Origin of the sequence: Caldinitratiruptor microaerophilus, from assembly GCF_025999835.1 — a bacterium.
In the GTDB taxonomy this organism is placed as follows: Bacteria; Bacillota; Sulfobacillia; order Symbiobacteriales; family ZC4RG38; genus Caldinitratiruptor; species Caldinitratiruptor microaerophilus.
The window spans coordinates 2,888,391-2,904,683 of the sequence record NZ_AP025628.1; the positions used below are offsets into that span (position 1 = coordinate 2,888,391).

At 70.1% G+C, this 16,293-nt stretch carries 21 protein-coding genes and 1 riboswitch; of the genes, 5 read left to right on the forward strand and 16 right to left on the reverse strand.

Translation table 11 applies throughout. The annotated features are described in order from the left end of the window. The first annotated feature begins 1 nt into the window (after nt 1). From caldi_RS13975 to caldi_RS13985, 3 genes are all read left to right on the forward strand, one after another. Complete coding sequence (locus caldi_RS13975) at nt 2–1,873, forward strand: motility associated factor glycosyltransferase family protein (RefSeq protein ID WP_264842366.1); 1,872 nt, start codon at nt 2–4, stop codon at nt 1,871–1,873. 75 nt (nt 1,874–1,948) lie between these two features. After that, the gene (gene fliS, locus caldi_RS13980) at nt 1,949–2,380 is read left to right on the forward strand and encodes a flagellar export chaperone FliS (RefSeq protein ID WP_264842367.1); all 432 of its coding nucleotides are present in this window, start codon (nt 1,949–1,951) and stop codon (nt 2,378–2,380) included. Nucleotides 2,381–2,465: 85 nt separating this feature from the next. Then, the gene (locus caldi_RS13985; protein WP_264842368.1) at nt 2,466–2,900 is read left to right on the forward strand and encodes a hypothetical protein; all 435 of its coding nucleotides are present in this window, start codon (nt 2,466–2,468) and stop codon (nt 2,898–2,900) included. On the opposite strand, the gene caldi_RS13990 is transcribed toward caldi_RS13985, so the two are convergent. The 13 genes from caldi_RS13990 to caldi_RS14050 form a co-directional block, all read right to left on the reverse strand. After that, a complete protein-coding gene (locus caldi_RS13990) occupies nt 2,879–3,241 on the reverse strand; it encodes a carbon storage regulator (protein WP_264842369.1) in 363 nt (120 codons plus the stop codon). The two genes, caldi_RS13985 and caldi_RS13990, sit on opposite strands and share 22 nt — an antisense overlap. Before the next feature lie 36 nt (nt 3,242–3,277). After that, nucleotides 3,278–3,724, reverse strand: a complete 447-nt coding sequence (gene fliW, locus caldi_RS13995; protein WP_264842370.1) for a flagellar assembly protein FliW — start codon at nt 3,722–3,724, stop codon at nt 3,278–3,280. A 75-nt stretch (nt 3,725–3,799) separates the two neighbouring features. Then, complete coding sequence (flgL, locus tag caldi_RS14000; RefSeq protein WP_264842371.1) at nt 3,800–4,696, reverse strand: flagellar hook-associated protein FlgL; 897 nt, start codon at nt 4,694–4,696, stop codon at nt 3,800–3,802. A 31-nt stretch (nt 4,697–4,727) separates the two neighbouring features. Beyond that, a complete protein-coding gene (gene flgK, locus caldi_RS14005; protein WP_264842372.1) occupies nt 4,728–6,173 on the reverse strand; it encodes a flagellar hook-associated protein FlgK in 1,446 nt (481 codons plus the stop codon). Between the two features lie 48 nt (nt 6,174–6,221). Beyond that, a complete protein-coding gene (locus tag caldi_RS14010) occupies nt 6,222–6,746 on the reverse strand; it encodes a flagellar protein FlgN (protein ID WP_264842373.1) in 525 nt (174 codons plus the stop codon). Nucleotides 6,747–6,751: 5 nt separating this feature from the next. Continuing rightward, entirely contained in the window at nt 6,752–7,045 is a 294-nt protein-coding gene (gene flgM / locus caldi_RS14015) for a flagellar biosynthesis anti-sigma factor FlgM (protein WP_264842374.1), read from the reverse strand. A 70-nt stretch (nt 7,046–7,115) separates the two neighbouring features. After that, nucleotides 7,116–7,970, reverse strand: a complete 855-nt coding sequence (locus caldi_RS14020) for a ComF family protein (protein ID WP_264842375.1) — start codon at nt 7,968–7,970, stop codon at nt 7,116–7,118. A 72-nt stretch (nt 7,971–8,042) separates the two neighbouring features. Continuing rightward, complete coding sequence (locus caldi_RS14025; RefSeq protein WP_264842376.1) at nt 8,043–8,546, reverse strand: glycosyltransferase; 504 nt, start codon at nt 8,544–8,546, stop codon at nt 8,043–8,045. A gap of 163 nt (nt 8,547–8,709) precedes the next feature. Continuing rightward, on the reverse strand, nt 8,710–9,936 hold the full coding sequence (metK, locus tag caldi_RS14030) for a methionine adenosyltransferase (protein ID WP_264842377.1): 1,227 nt from the start codon (nt 9,934–9,936) through the stop codon (nt 8,710–8,712). An 85-nt stretch (nt 9,937–10,021) separates the two neighbouring features. Next, nucleotides 10,022–10,156: riboswitch (SAM riboswitch) on the reverse strand. Between the two features lie 59 nt (nt 10,157–10,215). After that, on the reverse strand, nt 10,216–10,638 hold the full coding sequence (gene fabZ / locus caldi_RS14035) for a 3-hydroxyacyl-ACP dehydratase FabZ (RefSeq protein ID WP_264844816.1): 423 nt from the start codon (nt 10,636–10,638) through the stop codon (nt 10,216–10,218). A gap of 14 nt (nt 10,639–10,652) precedes the next feature. Then, nucleotides 10,653–11,054 carry a rod-binding protein gene (locus tag caldi_RS14040; RefSeq protein ID WP_264842379.1) on the reverse strand — a complete coding sequence of 134 codons (402 nt, stop codon included), beginning with the start codon at nt 11,052–11,054 and terminating at the stop codon, nt 10,653–10,655. 49 nt (nt 11,055–11,103) lie between these two features. Continuing rightward, on the reverse strand, nt 11,104–11,886 hold the full coding sequence (gene flgG / locus caldi_RS14045; RefSeq protein ID WP_264842380.1) for a flagellar basal-body rod protein FlgG: 783 nt from the start codon (nt 11,884–11,886) through the stop codon (nt 11,104–11,106). Between the two features lie 45 nt (nt 11,887–11,931). Further along, nucleotides 11,932–12,780 carry a flagellar hook-basal body protein gene (locus caldi_RS14050; protein ID WP_264842381.1) on the reverse strand — a complete coding sequence of 283 codons (849 nt, stop codon included), beginning with the start codon at nt 12,778–12,780 and terminating at the stop codon, nt 11,932–11,934. A 314-nt stretch (nt 12,781–13,094) separates the two neighbouring features. Here caldi_RS14050 and caldi_RS14055 point away from each other — a divergent pair, with 314 nt between their 5' ends. Then, entirely contained in the window at nt 13,095–13,265 is a 171-nt protein-coding gene (locus caldi_RS14055) for a hypothetical protein (protein ID WP_264842382.1), read from the forward strand. After that, a complete protein-coding gene (locus tag caldi_RS14060) occupies nt 13,265–13,777 on the forward strand; it encodes a type II toxin-antitoxin system death-on-curing family toxin (protein WP_264842383.1) in 513 nt (170 codons plus the stop codon). Before caldi_RS14055 ends, caldi_RS14060 begins: the two co-directional genes overlap by 1 nt. A gap of 57 nt (nt 13,778–13,834) precedes the next feature. On the opposite strand, the gene mreB is transcribed toward caldi_RS14060, so the two are convergent. The 3 genes from mreB to caldi_RS14075 all read right to left on the reverse strand — a co-directional run bounded on the left by mreB (nt 13,835) and on the right by caldi_RS14075 (nt 16,234). Next, nucleotides 13,835–14,854 carry a rod shape-determining protein MreB gene (gene mreB, locus caldi_RS14065; RefSeq protein WP_264842384.1) on the reverse strand — a complete coding sequence of 340 codons (1,020 nt, stop codon included), beginning with the start codon at nt 14,852–14,854 and terminating at the stop codon, nt 13,835–13,837. 151 nt (nt 14,855–15,005) lie between these two features. Next, a complete protein-coding gene (gene spoIIID / locus caldi_RS14070; RefSeq protein WP_264842385.1) occupies nt 15,006–15,254 on the reverse strand; it encodes a sporulation transcriptional regulator SpoIIID in 249 nt (82 codons plus the stop codon). Nucleotides 15,255–15,346: 92 nt separating this feature from the next. Then, nucleotides 15,347–16,234: a M23 family metallopeptidase gene (locus tag caldi_RS14075; RefSeq protein ID WP_264842386.1), complete on the reverse strand. Its 888-nt coding sequence runs from the start codon at nt 16,232–16,234 to the stop codon at nt 15,347–15,349. Nucleotides 16,235–16,293: the final 59 nt, after the last annotated feature.

A 16,293-nucleotide genomic window follows, 5' to 3' on the forward strand; every position in this document is an offset into this window, starting at 1 on the left:
GTTGTCTCCCTGGGAAGAGTGGTACCGCGCCAACGTCGACCGTCTGGCCCAAGAAGCCCCCGCGGTGTGGGAGCGAATCGCGCCGCTCCTGGACGGCGCACGGCCTGACGGGCGGCTGGAGCTCCTGCTGGCCCGGTCCGGGCAGCTCACTGGCCGGATCGGCGTCGCAGGAAGGCCGGTTTACCTCCACAGCTCCGTCGACCCCTCGCTCGAGGCCGCGCGCTGGGCGGCGGAACAGGGGATCGTCCCGGAGGGCTGCACCGTACTGCTGGGACTCGGCCTGGGCTATCCGGCCCAGGCCCTGCGCGCCCGCATGACCACCGGTCAGCTCGTGATCCTCGAGCCTTCGCCGGAAGTCCTCTGGGGGGCCCTTCACAACCCGGCGCTGGCGGACCTGCTTGCCGACCCGGCTGTCCATCTCCTGGCAGGCCCGTGGACGCAGCACACCGCCGCCCGGCTGTGGCAACTCCTCTTCCCGTTTCCGCAGGGGAAGATCCGGGTCGTGGACTTCCCGGCCCGCTGGCGCGGCGATCCGGACGGGTTCTCCCGGCTGGCGCAGGCCGTGGTCCACACGGTGACCTCCCAGATCGTGAACGCCAACACGCTGCGGCTCTTCGCGGCGCGGTGGACCGGGAACTTCTTCGCCAACCTGCCCGTGGCTCTAAACCATCCTCCGGCCTCCCGCCTCTTCGGCCAGTTCCACGGGGTTCCGGCAGTGGTGGTGGCGGCCGGACCTTCTCTCTCAAAGAACGTGGAGGCTCTGCGGGCGGTGCGGGACAACGTCCTCATCGTGGCCGTGGGCACCGCCCTCAAGCCCCTGCTCAGGGCCGGGGTGCGCCCCCATCTTGTCATCACTGTGGACGGCGCGGAGGCCAACGACGCGCACTTTCGAGACGCCGACGCGGACGGGGCGTGGCTCCTTTACGACATGACCTGTTTTCCGTCGATCCCGGCGCGGTGGTCCGGCGGCGCCTTCGTCCTCGGCTCAAGCGGCAACCTCGCGAGCTGGGCGAACAATATCCTCGGGGAACTGGCGACGCCCTACGCCAGCGGTCCCTCGGTGTCGAACTGCGCCCTCGACGTCGTCACCCGCATGGGCTGCGATCCTGTCCTGTACGTCGGACTCGACCTGGCCTATACGGACGGCCGGTCGCATGCCCGGGGGACCGTCTACGAGTCGATCACGCTCGACGAGATCCGACGCACGCGCCGGCTGGTGGAGGTCGAGGGCTGGGACGGGCAGCCGGTGTGGACGGATACGAGCCTCCTGGCCATGCTCACATGGTTCGAGCGGCGCCTCGCCACCGGCGGCCCCCATCCCCTTGTGATCGACGCGACGGAGGGAGGCGCCCGAAAGCCAGGGATGATCGCCATGCCGCTCCGCGCCGCCCTGGAGCAGTATGCCCGGAAAGCGGTCAACCCAGAAGAAAGGCTTCGCGAACTCGCCGCCACGTGGCAGCCGCGCGGCGCGGACGATGTGCGTCCACTGCTCCGGGCGATGGAAGAGGCGGAGCGGGCCCTCAAGCGCCTCGTTCGCCAGGCCCTCGTGGGCAGCCGCCTGAGCGCCCGGCTCGAGGGGGCCGTCACGTCGGATGGGGAGGCGGAAGTACCGTCTGTGCTCCGGCGCCTGGACCGCGTGGATCGCGGCATCCGGGCGCTCTCGAATGTTCACGGCATCCTGGCCCTGGCGTTTCAACCGGTCGCCGAGTTCTTGAGTAACGCGGATATCAAGCCTGAGGAAGAGGGATGGGAGGTCCAGACCGCGCGCAAGTCCAGGGTGCTGTACGAGGGTCTGGCCGCCTGTGCCCGGGACCTCGCCCGCTGGATGGAGGAAAGCCGGCTGGCGATCGCAGACCGCCTCGCCGCCGGCTGAAAATTAATGCAGGCAACGAAACGGCTCGGCGCGGAGAGACTCCCGAATGGCCATCGAGGGGGAGGCATGGTACACGTGAACGACCCGTACGCCCAGTACCGCACGCTATCGGTCTCCACGGCGCCGCAGTCCAAACTCATCGTCCTCCTGTTCGAGGCGGCCGTGCGCAACCTCCGCCAGGCCGAGGCTGAGATCGCAGCCCGCCACGTGGAGAAAGCGCACCACCACCTCACGCGCGTGCAGGATATCCTTACCGAACTCATCGGCGCCCTCGACTTCAACGCCGGTGAGATCGCCCGGATCCTTCACGCCACGTACTGGAAGCTGTACCACTTGGCGGTCGAGGCAGACGTCCGCAAGGATCTGGCCCTGGTTCAGGAGCTCATTGGTCACGTGTCCGAACTGCGCGACGCGTGGCAGCAGGCGGGGGGCGCGGGGGCCGCGTCTCCGGCGCCCCGGTCGGGAAGCAACGCGCCTTCCAGCGCGAGATCCGGGTTGCACGCATGAAGGCCGCGCTCGCAGGCCCGGCACGGAGCTGCGCCAGCAGCCGGCGTTACTTAGTCTTACTTCCACAGGAGCGAGGCGTTGCACGTTGCCACAGCCCGGTCGTGACTGCCCGGAGACGGCTCCGCCCGAACTGGCCGCCGCCCTTGACGCCGTCGAGACCTCTACACGGGAGTTGGCGGGCTTCCTCGACTGCCTCGACCCGGCGCGCTGGGCCTTCGCGCCGCCCGAACTGCCGGACCGGCTCCTCGAACTGGTAGCCGGCAGGCAGCGAGCCCTGGAGCACCTGGCTGCTGTCCTGGCGGAGCGCTCAGGAACGCTACCCGACGCCGGACGGGAAGCGGTTGCGGCCCGCATCCGGGCGATTCAGGACCTCGAGCGCGACGCCCTGGCACGCCTGAAGCACCTGCGCGATCGCACCGGTCTGGCGCTACGGGCCCTGCCCCACGAGCAGGCCAGCATCCGCGGCTATGTTCCAGTCAACCCCGCCCGTCTCTCGCCTCACTTCTCACGGAAAGGCTGAGGCTCCGGGCTCGTGGGGGGTTCCCGGTCCGGCTGGTCGGGCCGCTCATGCCGGAGCCGCGATTCCACGCGGGTTGCCGGCGTGCCTTCACGGGCCCCCAGAAGTGCGAGCAGTACACCGTGGAGGTCCGGCCCCACTGCGCCGCTGGTCCTGGCGGCCACGGCGTTCTCGGCGCGGACGGCGTCCACCACCTCTGAGCGGAGGACCTTGACGTCGGGCGGAGCCGTGATCCCGACGCGCACGACGGCAGAGGCCCCGGCCCCGCGCACCTGCAAGATCCGCACCTCGATCCCTTCACCGATGAGGATGCTCTCGTCCACGCGCCGTGACAGTACCAGCACCGGCCCCGACCTCCCTGTCAGGCTTCGGTGTGCCGCTTACCTCAGCCCCCCGGGGACCGCCTCCGTGCGGAAGACCGGGGCGCGAATCGCGTATTCATCCGAGGGCAGGATCACCTGACGTCCAAGGCCCCGGGTTACGTTGAGAACGACCGGCGCCCGGAGGTTGGCCGTCATCTGACGAAAATCGTCCGGAACAGTCGCAATGACCAGGATAGCCGCATCCGCTTGCGACGGTAGTTCCAGGAGCTCGAGGTCCGACTTGGGGATCACGGGTCTGTAATTCGGGAAGAACGGCGCCGGATTCAGCAGCAGGAACTCGAAGCTCGCCCCGGCCCCGTCACTGCCCCGGAGATACCATGCCACTCCTGCCAGGCCGGCAAAGACCTCTAGCCGGAACTCCCGCAGGTCCGGCAGGCCCACGAGTCCGTGCCGAAATACAAAGTGCTTGACGGTCGGATACGCGGCGGACGGCAGCAGTTCCATGACCCGGAGTCCACCCTCACGCGATGCTTCCATGCGACCGCGGTCGCCGCTGGCTATTGCAGCGAGCGGTAGCGATCACTGCAGAAAGTCAATCAGAGTTGGGGGGAGGATTCTCGCTCCCATGGCGAGTGCCACCTGGTACGCGCGTTGGATCTGATTGAAGTTGATGATCGTTGCTTCCATGTCGGTACCGCGCGTCCCTTCCAATTGTCCCTCGACCGTGATTTCCAGATCCTTCATTCTGGCCTCGTTAAGCTCGAGGGTGCGTTGCCTGGCACCGAGTTCTGCCTGGACACCCAGCAGCCGGTCGAGAATGTTCTCCAGCTGCCCGATTGCCGGTTCCAAATCTGCACTACTGCCGGTGCTGAGAGAATTGGCGATTGCGCCCAACACAACGAATACGTCGTTAGGGTCTGCAGGGTCACCCCCGATTCGAGAACCTAGAATATTCACTCTCATACGCTGCCCGAACCCGATGTCCCGTTCGATTGCTTGAGTGTCACCCTTGTACACCACGTTGCCAGAGCCGTCTACCTGAAACGGCGGCACATCTGTGGCAAAGCCGCTGAAGACATACTGACCGTTGTACGTCGCGTTCCCCACCTGGATGGCGTAGTCGCGGAGCTGCAGGATCTCCTGTCGAATGCTCTCCCGTGACTGGACCGAACTCGTGTCGGAAGCGCCCTGAATGGTGAGCTCCCGGGCGCGGTGGACAATCTCGATGAGGTCACTCACCGCCTTCTCGCTGGTCGTCATCCACGCCCGGGCATCGCCCATGTTCGTCTGGTATCGTCTAATGCGCGCGAGGATCTCCTGGTAGTGCATCACACTGGTGGCCTCGGGCGGCCCGTCGGAAGGCCGGTGAAGCCACACGCCGGTGGAGATGTCGGTCTCCAGCCGGTACATCCGCTCGCGCACTCGGTCCAGGTCGTCCAGCAACCCGCCCGCCATCATCCGGTTGGTGATTCGCATGGATACTCCTTCTCCTGTAGTCGGTCCCGCTTTACCGGCCCACCGCGCCCGTGCCGTTGATCAGCTTGTCCAGCATCTCATCCACGGTAGTGATCAGCCGGGCCGCCGCACCGAACGCCTGCTGGTACTGGATCATACGGGCAACTTCCTCGTCCAGCGTCACCCCGCTGGTGGAATCCCGCAGGGTCCGGACCTGCTGCACCTGGATTCGAAGCGTCTCCTCGACGCTGCGCTCCTTCCGGGCCCGGACGCCCAGGTCGGCTTCCGTGGCCCGGTAGTATTCGCCGACCGTGCTATTGTCAAGGCCGCTGAGAGCCGCGTCGAACAGGGCAGCCATCTTGCGCGCGTTTTCGCCGTCAGACTCCGTTATGGTAGGACCGCTGGCCGCCGCGGCAATCTGCCACGGATCCGATTCGATGTCAGGGTCCACGTCAAACAAGTTCCAGTCCAGGGTAAACTCCTCAGGAGGGGAAGCGTTGGGGTCCTTCGGATTTACCCCACGGAAGAAGTCCCCACTCTGCGGCCACCCCTGGCTGTGTTGCCAGTTGATCTTGCCCGCGACCACGCTGACTAACGTATCCAATTTGGACGAAAAGTATGGAAGCAAAACATTCCTGGCCTCAAGCGTGGCGGCCAGTTCTCCACTTGTCAGCGTAATGGCCGAAGAATCCGACGACCACTTCAGCACGTACTGAGCCCCTGTGGCGTCACCCACGACCTCATCGACAGGATCGGGCACCGCGGCCGCTCCGTTGACGAGGCGGTGCGTTCCGATGTACACCGTCACCCGACCCGCGGGCGTGAGCTCCCAGCGGACACCGGCCATGGCGGCCATCTGGTCGAGGAGCAGGTCCCGCTTGTCCTCCAGGTCGTGGGCCGTCTGGCCCTGGGCCTGGACACGGGCGATCTGCTCGTTGAGCTGGGCCACGTCGTTGGCCATGCGGTTGAGTTCCGTGACATCGGCCTGGATGCGGTCCTCGAGGGACTTGCCGAGGTCCTCCATCTGCTGGTGCAGTGACTTGGCCACCTGGACCAGCGCCTTGCCGGACTCGATGACCGTCACCCGGGCGTCGTAGGCGCCGGGGCGGTTGGCCAGGTCCTGCAGGGCATCCCAGAAGCGGTCGAGGTGGGCGCGCAGGTTGTAGTCGCTCGGCTCCTGCCAGACGCCCTCGAGCTGGTCGTAGAAATCGACGAGGGTCTTGGAGTACCCGTAGTTTGCCGAATGCTTGCGGTACTGGAGGTCCAGGAACATCTCCCGGTAGCGGTTGGTCCGGGCGATGTGGACACCGGTGCCAATCTGCCCGGGCTCGGAGGCGACGGGATAGTCGAGAGCAGGTGTGGTCTCGAATACAGGCGATTGCCGCGAGTACCCCTCCGTGTGGACGTTGGCGATGTTGTGCCCGGTGATCTCCAGAGCCCGCTGGTTGGCCCGGAGGCCGCCCAGGCCGATCTCGATCCCGAGCCACGGGGATGGCACCGGCATCCCTCCTAAAGAGCTTTCGGCCGATGGTGGGGCACCCGCTGTCTAGGTACGCCCATCAAGCCGGGGGCGGCGCACAGACGGGCGGACGACCGCCGACCTCCGCCGCCCGTCCGGCGTGTACGTGTCGCCCTGCGGCGGCGGCCCCTGCAGCAGGCTGAGGGCGAAGTCGACGTACGCCAGGGCGTTCTGGATCAGGTCGTGGTTGAGGCTGTTGCACTTCTGCAACTCCGTGACGGTGCGGGCGTAGCGGTCCTGGATCGCCTCCAGGGGCTGGCGCAGGTCGGCGCCGGCCTCCTCGACGAGGCGGCGCAGGGTGAGTTCCTGCGGGGGGATCCCCAGCGCCCCGGCCAGGGCCTCCTGGAGGTGCTGGCGGCGCTCCTCCGCGCGCGCCAGGCGCCAGATGAGGACCTGCTCGCCCCGGACGAGGACCTCGAGCTCGTCCGCCCGGCCCGCGACCAGGACGTCGGTCTTCTTGCGCTGGATGGCCAGGAGGTCGTCGAGGATGCTCAGCTGAGCCTCCATCGCCTCCATGAGCTCGCGGACGTGGGTGGAGGTCTCCGCCGGCATCGCCCTCACTCCTGCGGCACGGCCTTGGAACGAAGCAGGTCGGCGGCGACGGCGCGGGCGTCGGGCCCGTACGTTCCGGCGCCGATCTGCCGGCGGAGGGCCTCCACGCGCTCCTCCCGCACCTCGGGCAGCCGCGCCAGCTGCTCCCGCAGCTTCAGCGCCTCCTGGGCGCGGGCGGAGAAGCGGACCTGGTCGGCCTGGCCGGTGCGCTCGACCCGGGGGGGCCGGGCCGGCTTCTTGGGCCCCTCGACGCCGCCGGCGGAGCCGGCGGGCGGGAGGCCGGGGAACTGGATCGGCACGCGACATCCCTGCCCTTCTGCTGATGGATATATCGGGGGCAGAAGGGCCGGCGTTAACCCCCTGTCACACCTACCACACCGGCCGGGGGCTGACCGCGAGGACGGCGACGTCGACCCGGGCGGCGCCGGCCGCCCGGAGCGCGCGGGCGCAGGCGCCGGCGGTGCCGCCGGTGGTGAGGACGTCGTCGACGAGGAGGACGCGCGCCCCGGCTGGGACCGCCCGCGCGGCGAAGGCGTCGCGCAGGTTCTGCGCCCGGGCCTGCCGGGAGGAGTGCGCCTGGGACGGCGTGGCCACCGGCCGGCGCAGCCACCCCGGCCGCAGCGGCACGCGCAGGGTGCGCGCCAGCGCGGCCGCCACCTCCTCGGCCTGGTTGTAGCCCCGTTGCCGGCGGCGGGCAGGGTGGAGCGGCACCGGGACGACGGCGGCGAACCGGGCCCCCGGCCAGCGCGCCGCCACCCGGGCGGCGAGGGCCCGCCCGAGCGGCGCGGCGAGGCCCGGGCGGCCGTGGTACTTGAGCAGCACGACCGCCCGGTCCAGGGGCGGCCGGTAGAGCCCGAGGGCCGCCACCTCGGCGAAACCGGTGCCCCCGGCGGCGCAGTCGGGGCACAGGGCCCAGGGTCCGTCGACCGGGCGGCTGCACACCGGGCAGAGGGGAACGCCGTCAGGGAGGGCCATCCGGGCAAGGCAGCTGGGGCAGATGGGGTCGGGGTCGAGCGGGTCGAGGAAGACGCCGTGGGCGAGGGAGGCCAGCGCCGTGGCGGAGAGGGACTCCCCGGCCTCCGGGGCGGCAAGGGGACCGCCGCAGAGCGTGCAGGCGGAAGCCGCCGGCCAGAGGAGGCCCGCCAGGCCGGCCCAGAGCAGGCGGAGGACCCGGGCCGCGCCCGGCCCCGGAGGCACGCGAGGAGGCGAACCTGGCAGCTCCATGCGGATACACCTCATTCTGTCAGATTCGCCACCTGACGACTGATTCCTTCCCTGGATGTAACTGGTGCGGGATCAAACCGCCGCCTTCTCGTCCCGCTCCGGCGGGCGGCCGCCGACCAGGACGTTGAGGGCGCGCAGGAGGGGGCGGGCCTCGGTGGCGCGGATGAGGTCGAGCACCACGACCACCCGGCTCTGGCACGCGGAGAGGCCGACCTCGCAGGCCGACTGCCCCGGGTAGTTCCGGTCGTCGACCCGCAGGAGGCGGAGGCCGCGCAGGTGCCGGGCCAGGCGCTCGGCGATCTGCGGGGTCTGGTCGGTGGAGTCGAAGTCGACCACCACGACGTCACATCGCTGCAGCATCCGGCTCGTGCGCACGAGGCCGGCGATCGCCCGCAGGACGCCCTCCACCTGGACCTCCTGGTTGCGCAGCAGCACGAGGAGGCTGAGCGCGGGCGGGCGTGCCGCCCGCGCCCGCCAGGCGCTGAGCGCCCCCCACAGGCGCCAGAGCAGGACCACCGCCCCGTACGTGGCGAGGGCGAGCACCAGCCCGTCCAGGACCGCGCCCGGCAGGACCACGGCCGACCACCTCGCGGGAGCGCGACTGCCACCGCCATGCTATGCACGGGGCGGCGGAGGGGGGCGGGGCGCCGTGGGGGCACGGGCACGAGAAGGCCCGGGCCGCGAGAGGGCCCGAGCCGTGGAGTTGCCGCTGCGGCAGGGCCGCGGCGCAACCGGGACGCTATGCCCCGACGAGGCCGGCGGCGTGCTTGAGCTCGGCGGCCCGGTCGGTGCGCTCCCAGGCGACGTTCAGGTCCGTCCGCCCGAAGTGCCCGTAAGCGGCGACCTGCCGGTACTGGGGCCTGCGCAGGTCCAGGTCCCGGATGATGGCCGCCGGCCGGAGGTCGAAGTGGTGCTGGACGAGGCGGGCCAGCTCCTCGTCGGGCAGCTCGCCGGTGCCGGCGGTGTCGACCATCACGGAGACCGGGCGCGCCACGCCGATCGCGTACGCGAGCTGCACCTCGCACCGCTTCGCCAGCCCGGCGGCGACGATGTTCTTCGCCACCCAGCGGGCGGCGTAGGCGGCGGAGCGGTCGACCTTCGTGGGGTCCTTGCCGGAGAAGGCGCCGCCCCCGTGGCGGGCGTACCCGCCGTAGGTGTCGACGATGATCTTCCGGCCCGTCAGGCCGGTGTCGGCGGAAGGGCCGCCCAGGACGAAGCGGCCGGTGGGGTTGATGAGGTAGCGGGTGCGGTCGTCGAGGAGATCCGGGCTCACCACCGGCCGGATCACGTGCTCGATGATGTCCTTGCGGATCTGCTCCTGCGTGGTGTCGGGGTCGTGCTGGGCGGAGACCACGATGGTGTCGACCCGCACCGGCCGCCCGTCCTCGTACTCGACGGTGACCTGGGTCTTGCCGTCCGGCCGGAGGTAGGGCAGGGTGCCGTTCTTGCGGACGGTGGCCAGCCGGCGGGCCAGCCGGTGCGCCAGGGCGATCGGCAGGGGCATGAGCTCGGGGGTCTCGTCCACGGCGAACCCGAACATCATGCCCTGGTCGCCGGCGCCCAGCTCCTCCGGCAGGGCGCCGGGCGCGGCCTCCCGGTCCCCGCCTCCCTCTCGGACCTCCAGGGCAGTGTTGACGCCGATGGCGATGTCGGGCGACTGCTCGTCGATCGCCGTCACCACGCCGCACGTCGACCCGTCGAAGCCGTACTTCGCCCGGGTGTACCCGATGTCGAGGATGGTCTCGCGGGCGATGCGGGCGATGTCGACGTAGGCCCGGGTGCTGATCTCTCCGGCCACCACGACCAGGCCCGTGGTCAGAAGGCACTCGCACGCCACCCGGGCCCCGGGGTCCTGAGCCAGGATCGCGTCCAGGATCGCGTCCGAGATCTGGTCCGCCACCTTGTCCGGGTGCCCCTCGGTCACGGACTCCGAGGTGAACAGGTAGCGGCCGCGCGGCTTCGTCATGAGGTCGTGCGCCCCCTCCGTCGAGTTTCTGCTCGCCACACAAGAAAAAACCCCTTCGGAGCCGAAGAGGTCAGTCTTCTGGCTCCTCTTATCGGCCGGGGCCGGACGCCACGCCGCACCCCGCTGGCGTTGGCACCCTCCCGGACGGGCCACCCTCGGCGCCGGCCGGCGGGTTGCCGAGACTTCATCGGGCCAGTCCCTCCGTCTCTCTGGATAAGAGGCCGATCCTATGCGGTTTGGGTGTAATTGTAGCATAACGCCGGACGCGCGTAAACGGCCCTACGGCCGCACCTCCCCGGGATCGGCCAGGGCGAAGGTGAGCTCGCACTCGGCCGTCACCTGGCCGCCGACCGTCGCCGTGCCGCGTCCCTTCCCCACCGTGCCGCGCAGCCGGATGATCTCGACCTCCAGCCGCAGGGTGTCCCCCGGGCGGACGGGCCGCCGGAACCGGGCACCGTCGATCCCCGCGAAGAGCGGCACCTTGTCCCGGAACTCGGGCTGGCTCAGGAGCGCCACGGCGCCGGTCTGCGCGAGCGCCTCGATCTGCAGCACCCCCGGCAGGATCGGGTTGCCGGGGTAGTGGCCGGGGACCCAGAACTCGTCCGCCCGGACGTGCTTGAGCCCGACCGCCCGGCGGCCGGGCTCGATCTCCACCACCTCGTCGATGAGGAGCATGGGCGGACGGTGGGGGATGACTGCCATGATCTCGTCCCGGTTCACGGGGGAGAGGACCCCTCCTCTCGATCCTCCGGCGGCGCGGCGGCGCCGTCCGGGTGCGCTGCGCCGGCGGCGCCGTCCGGGTGCGCTGCGCCGGGGGCGGCCGGCCGGGCCGCGCCGGCGAGCGAGCGGTACAGCACCTCGCCGAGGCCCAGGCCCTTCCCCGCCGCCAGCGCCCGGGCCAGCTCCCGGTCCATCCAGCTGGCGTACACGCCGTGCACCACCCCGCGGTCCTCGCCGCCGAGCGCCTCGGCGGTCTCCCGCATCTGGCGCAGGACCGTCTCCAACAGGATGGCCTCGAACTCCCGGGCCGCCGCGCGCAGGGGGTCCTCGCCCGGGCTGGCCGGGATGTCCGGGGGGAGCGGCGGGGTAGGCCGCCCGACGGGAGCCGGGCCTGCCATGCGCATCGCCTCCCGCACAGGGGTGCCGGCCCGGGGGGCCGGTCAGGGGCTAGCCGCGGCGGAGGTTGTTCGCCAGGCCGATCGCCTCGTCGGCAGCCTGGATGGCCTTGGCGTTCAGCTCGTACGCCCGCTGGGCCACGATGAGGTTCACCATCTCCGTCGCGACCTCGACGTTCGAGCCCTCGAGGAAGCCGGAGAGCACCCGGCCGAGGCCCTCGCTGCCCGGGGTCCCCTCCGTGGGCTGCCCGGAGGCGTCCGTCTCCTTCAGGAGCGATCCACCCATGGCCAGGAGCCCGGAGGGGTTGGGGAACCGGGCCAGGCCGACCTGGCCGAGTTCCTTGGGATCGGTGTCCCCGTCCACATAGGCATAGACCGTCCCGTCCGCGGAAACCGACAGGGAGACAGTGTTCTCGGGGACGGAATCAAGAGGGTTTCCCCCGTCGTCGAGCAGCTTGTAGCCCTCGGCGTTGACGATGTTGCCCTCGGCGTCCACCCGGAAGGACCCGGACCGCGTGTAGAACCGGTTGCCGTCGCCGTCTTCGACCATGAAGAAGCCGTCGCCCTCGATGGCGAGATCGAGGGGCTGCCCGGTGGGGTTGAGCGGCCCACCGGTGAAGATCCGGGTGGTGGCGACGGGCCGGACGCCGGCGCCGACCTCGATCCGCGCCCCGGTTGCCCGCGGGTAGAGGGCCTGGTAGAACAGATCGGCGAACTCGGCCCTGCTCTTCTTGAAGCCGGTGGTGTTCACGTTGGCCAGGTTGTTGGCCACCACGTCGAGCTGGATCTGCTGCGCCAGCATGCCGCCGGCCGCGCTGTACAGGGCTCGGATCACGGATCTCGCCTCCGTGGGGAATTCGGGTCCGCCCGGCCGGGTGCGTCACCCGACCCGGCCGACGTCGTTGGCCGCCCGGCCCAGGGCCTCGTCCTGCATCCTCAGCGCCCGCTGGTTCGCCTCGTAGGCCCGCATGGTGGCGATGAGATCGGCCATCTCGAGGACGGGCTCGACGCCGGAACCCTCGAGGTAGCCCACGAGGAGGGTCCACGGCCGGGCGCCGCCGGCCGGTGCACCGCCCGCCGGTTCGGACCGGGCCACACGGGCCAGGAGCACGGAGCCTTCACCTTGCGCCCACAGGTTGGCCCCGACCTTGCGGAGGCCGGGCACCTCCTGGCTGGAGACGATGGCCAGCCGGCCCAGGGCCTCGCCGCCGGCCCGGACGGTGCCGTCGGAGTCGACCTGGATGGCCTCCTCGCCCCCGGGCCGCCGGCCCGCGCCGGCTCCGCCGGCGGCGACGGGCTGGCCGCTCTCGAGCAGCACCCGGTGGCCGGATGCGGTGACGAGGTAACCCTCGGCGTCCAGGCGGAAGGCACCGTCTCGCGTGTAGAAGCGCTGTCCCCGGGCGTCCTCCACCGTGAAAAAGCCGTCGCCCTGCAGCGCAAGGTCCAGGGCGCGGCCGGTGAAGCGCAGGGGGCCGTCGGCAAGGACGGTCACGGTCTCCGGGGTCTGCACGCCCATGCCGAGCCGCCCCACCGGTGCCGGCGGGGCGATCCGGCCGGTGCCGTCGCGGTCGTCAAGGCGTTGGACGAGGACGTCCGCGAAGGGGCGGGCGCGCACGGCGTCCGGCTTGTAGCCCGTGGTGGCGGCGTTCGCCACGTTGTTGGTGATCACGTCGAGCCGGCGGGCCTCGGCAATCATTCCGGTCGCCGATGCGTAGATGCCGCGGAGCAAGCGGGTGCCCCCCAGTGCAAGCGAGCTTTCCACCACTTACAGTATCGACGGGGATGCGCCCGCCATTAAGGATGTTCGGGCGGGAAACGGCGGCCCGGCCGGCAGTCCGTGATTTGCCGGTCCCCGTGAGTGCCCAAACTCGACTTGACACGGTGTCGTCGTCGCAAGCTGACAGAGTAGCTTAGTCTGAGGCGTGCCAGAGGGAACCGGAGTTCTGTTCGCCCGTTGCCAAGTAGGGCAAGAAGGTGGTAATGTTGTCCTGCCGGAAACACGCATACCATCGTGGCACATGTGCGAGGGAGGGTGAGCAGATCATGGCCGAGGTGATGGAGAGGCTCGAAAGGGTTCAACTCCCTCCCCATGTCCGTGAGCAGCTTGGACTGGACAAGGATTGGCAGCGAAAAGTCCCCCGTGACTTCCTTGAGCGGGTATTGAAGACAGCTTCCAAGTATGAACACGTTCTGAGGGAGTTGTCCAAGCGGTAGTGAAAATACGCTACCTTGATCCACTTGAAGTGCTGGTAATCCATTACGTTGTAGTGGACCAGCACTTCAGTGATTTATATGATGCCGAAGAGGAACGGGGCGTCAAGAACCCCGGGGCCCTCGTCTCGGCGCTTCATGCGCCCCAGCATACGTTCGGGGGCGAGGACCTGGTCCCGGACGTGCTTATGAAGGCGGCCGTCCTGATGCGCTCCCTGATCCAGAACCATCCGTTCCATAACGGAAACAAGCGGACAGCCGTTATTGCAACGATTTTGTTTCTTGAAGACAACGGCTACGAACTACGGGTTCCGGACAAGAAACTCATCAAGCTGGCAGTTCAAATAGCGACACCGGACAGCATTCCCGTGCCTCGAATACGGAAGTGGCTCGCAAAGTACACCAAGAAAGTGCACCGGGGTGCGAACAAGACCGCCCCCGTGCGAGCCGGGTGGGGCGACATAATCCATGAGGTGAAGAGGCTTTTCACCTCTCGCCTGAATAAAGAGTCGTGACGGGATCCATGCGGAGCGGGGCATGCGGCCGCACACGGGCCGGCGGTGGCCGGCCCGTTACAGTACGCGCTTCAGCACCACCAGGTGGTCTTCCATCGTCTCGTACCGCTCCAGGGCGATCCCCGTCCCCTTCGCGACGCAGGAGGCGGGGTCGTCGGCGACGTGGGCGGGGATGCCCGTCTCCCGGGTGATGAGCTCGTCCAGCCCGTGCAGGAGAGCACCCCCGCCGGTGAGCACGATGCCGCGCTCGTGGATGTCGGCCGTGAGTTCGGGCGGCGTCTGCTCCAGGACGGTCTTGACCGTCTGCACGATGGCGGTGACGGGTTCCTCGAGTGCGATGCGGGTCTCCGCCGAGGTGAGCCGGATGGTCTTGGGCAGGCCGGTCATGAGGTCCCGGCCACGGACCTCCATCGCCTCGTTGCGGCTGCCGGAGGCCGTGGCGATGCTGATCTTGATCTCCTCGGCCGTGCGCTCGCCGATGAGGAGATTGTGCTCTCGCTTCACGTAGCGCATGATGGCTTCGTCGAACTTGTCGCCGGCGACGCGGATGGACTGGCTCTGCACCACTCCCCCGAGCGACAGGACGGCGACGTCGGTCGTGCCGCCGCCGATGTCGACGACCATGTGCCCGGCCGGCTTGGTGACGTCGAGCCCGGCGCCGAGGGCCGCGGCGAGCGGCTCCTCGATGAGGGAGGCGTGGCGGGCCCCGACCTCCATCGCGGCCTCGAGGACGGCCCGCTTCTCGACGGTCGTCACGACGGCGGGGATGCAGATCATCACCCGCGGGCGGGCGAAGAACCGGGGGCCGGTCACCCGGTCGAGAAAGTGCTTGAGCATCGCCCGCGTCACCTCGTAGTCGGCGATGACCCCGTTCCGCAGCGGCCGCGTCGCGACGATGTTGCCCGGGGTCCGCCCCAGCATCCGCCGGGCCTCGGCCCCCACGGCCAGGATCTTGCCGCTGTGCCGTTCCAGGGCGACCACCGACGGCTCCCGCAGGACGATGCCCTTTCCCCGGATGTGGATCAGTACCGTGGCCGTGCCGAGATCGATACCCACGTCCCTGCCAAGGCCGAACACGAATTCCGCCCCCCGCCCCGCGCAGCCGTGCGTGACGCGCGCCCGCGACGTCCTTCAGGCTTGATTCGCCGGGGTGGGCGAGATTCCCTGTTCAGGGTCTGGCAAGGCTGGAACACAGCTGCAACAGACGGCCAGGAGGCGATCTTCCGGCTCAGCGCTCGAGGTACTTCTGGCGGGTGGCCTGTCCTCCCCGGATGTGGCGTTCGGCCTTGTTGAAGTCCAGGACCCGCTTCACCTTCGCTGCGAGTTCCGGGTTGATCCGGGGCAGCCGCTCGGTCACGTCCTTGTGCACGGTGCTCTTCGACACGCCGTAGATCTGGGCGGTCTCGCGCACCGTGTTGCGGGTGCGGAAGATGTGATTGCCCACGTCAAGGACCCTTTTCCAGATGTAGTCCTTCACCTCAGGCCCCCCTCCCGCCCGTGGGCTGCTACATGCCTATTCGGGCGGGAAGGGGAAGATGCAGCGGGCCCGGAGGCCGGGAGAGAGGGGGTTCAGCGGGCGCGGAGGACGGTGACGGGGTCGACGGGGCGCCCGTCCCGGCGGGCCTCGAAGTGCAGGTGCGGGCCCTGGTCGGCTTCCAGGGGCCCGGGGCGGCCGACGTTCCCGATCACCTGCCCGCGCCGCACCGGGTCGCCCCTGCGCACGGCCACGGTCCCGAGGCCGGCGTAGCGCGTGGTCCTCCCGTCGCCGTGGTCGATCGTGACGGTCATGCCCAGGAGCGGGTCCGCGCCGGTCGAGGCCACGGTGCCGGCCGCGGCGGCGCGCACCGGGTCGCCCTCGGCGGCCGCCAGGTCGACCCCCGCGTGCAGCCGCCACTCGCCGGCATCCGGCACGAGCGCCCAGCCGAAGGCGGCGACGGTCCTCCCCCCGACCGGCAGGTCCAGCGGCGCCCGGTCGACCGGCAAGGGCGGCAGAGCCGCTCGCCCCGCGCCGGGCGCCGCGGCCGGGACGGCCTCACGCGCGGGCGGCCGGGCCGTCGCGTCCGTCGCGGGCTGCGGGGAGGCACCCGAGGACGCCGGGCGGGGGCCGGAGGATGAGGCCGGGGACGCCGGGAGCGCTGCGGCGTCCGGCGGGGCGACGGCGCCGGGGGCGCCGGAGAGCCCCGGCAGGGAGAGGCGGACCGAAGCGGGCCGGTCGTACGCCACCAGGGCGGCGAGCAGCAGCGAGAGGAGCGCGACGGAGCCGATGGCCGAGCGCCGGTCCGCGGGAAGCCGCCGCCAGGCGGCCCGCAGGGTCTCGCCGGTGAAGGCCGCCCGCATCCGGGCCACGGCGCCGCGGCCCCGGGCGGCCGCCCGGACGACGGCGCGGGCGGTCCGGCCCATCGCCCGCCAGAGGCGGGAGCCGAGGGATCGCAGCGAATGCAGGGATCGGCGAAGCACCGCGGTCACCTCCGGGCCTAATATGCCCGAAGGTCCCGACGGTTAACCCAGCAATTCCC

Coding starts and splice junctions, on each gene's coding strand:
- fabZ (WP_264844816.1), bottom strand. CDS start 10,638: ATGGCAGTCATCCCCCACCGTCCGCCCATGCTCCTCATCGACGAGGTG.
- caldi_RS14040 (WP_264842379.1), bottom strand. CDS start 11,054: ATGGCAGGCCCGGCTCCCGTCGGGCGGCCTACCCCGCCGCTCCCCCCG.
- fliW (WP_264842370.1), bottom strand. CDS start 3,724: ATGGAACTGCTGCCGTCCGCCGCGTATCCGACCGTCAAGCACTTTGTA.
- flgL (WP_264842371.1), bottom strand. CDS start 4,696: ATGCGAATCACCAACCGGATGATGGCGGGCGGGTTGCTGGACGACCTG.
- caldi_RS14055 (WP_264842382.1), top strand. CDS start 13,095: ATGGCCGAGGTGATGGAGAGGCTCGAAAGGGTTCAACTCCCTCCCCAT.
- caldi_RS14010 (WP_264842373.1), bottom strand. CDS start 6,746: ATGCCGGCGGAGACCTCCACCCACGTCCGCGAGCTCATGGAGGCGATG.
- caldi_RS14020 (WP_264842375.1), bottom strand. CDS start 7,970: ATGGAGCTGCCAGGTTCGCCTCCTCGCGTGCCTCCGGGGCCGGGCGCG.
- metK (WP_264842377.1), bottom strand. CDS start 9,936: ATGACGAAGCCGCGCGGCCGCTACCTGTTCACCTCGGAGTCCGTGACC.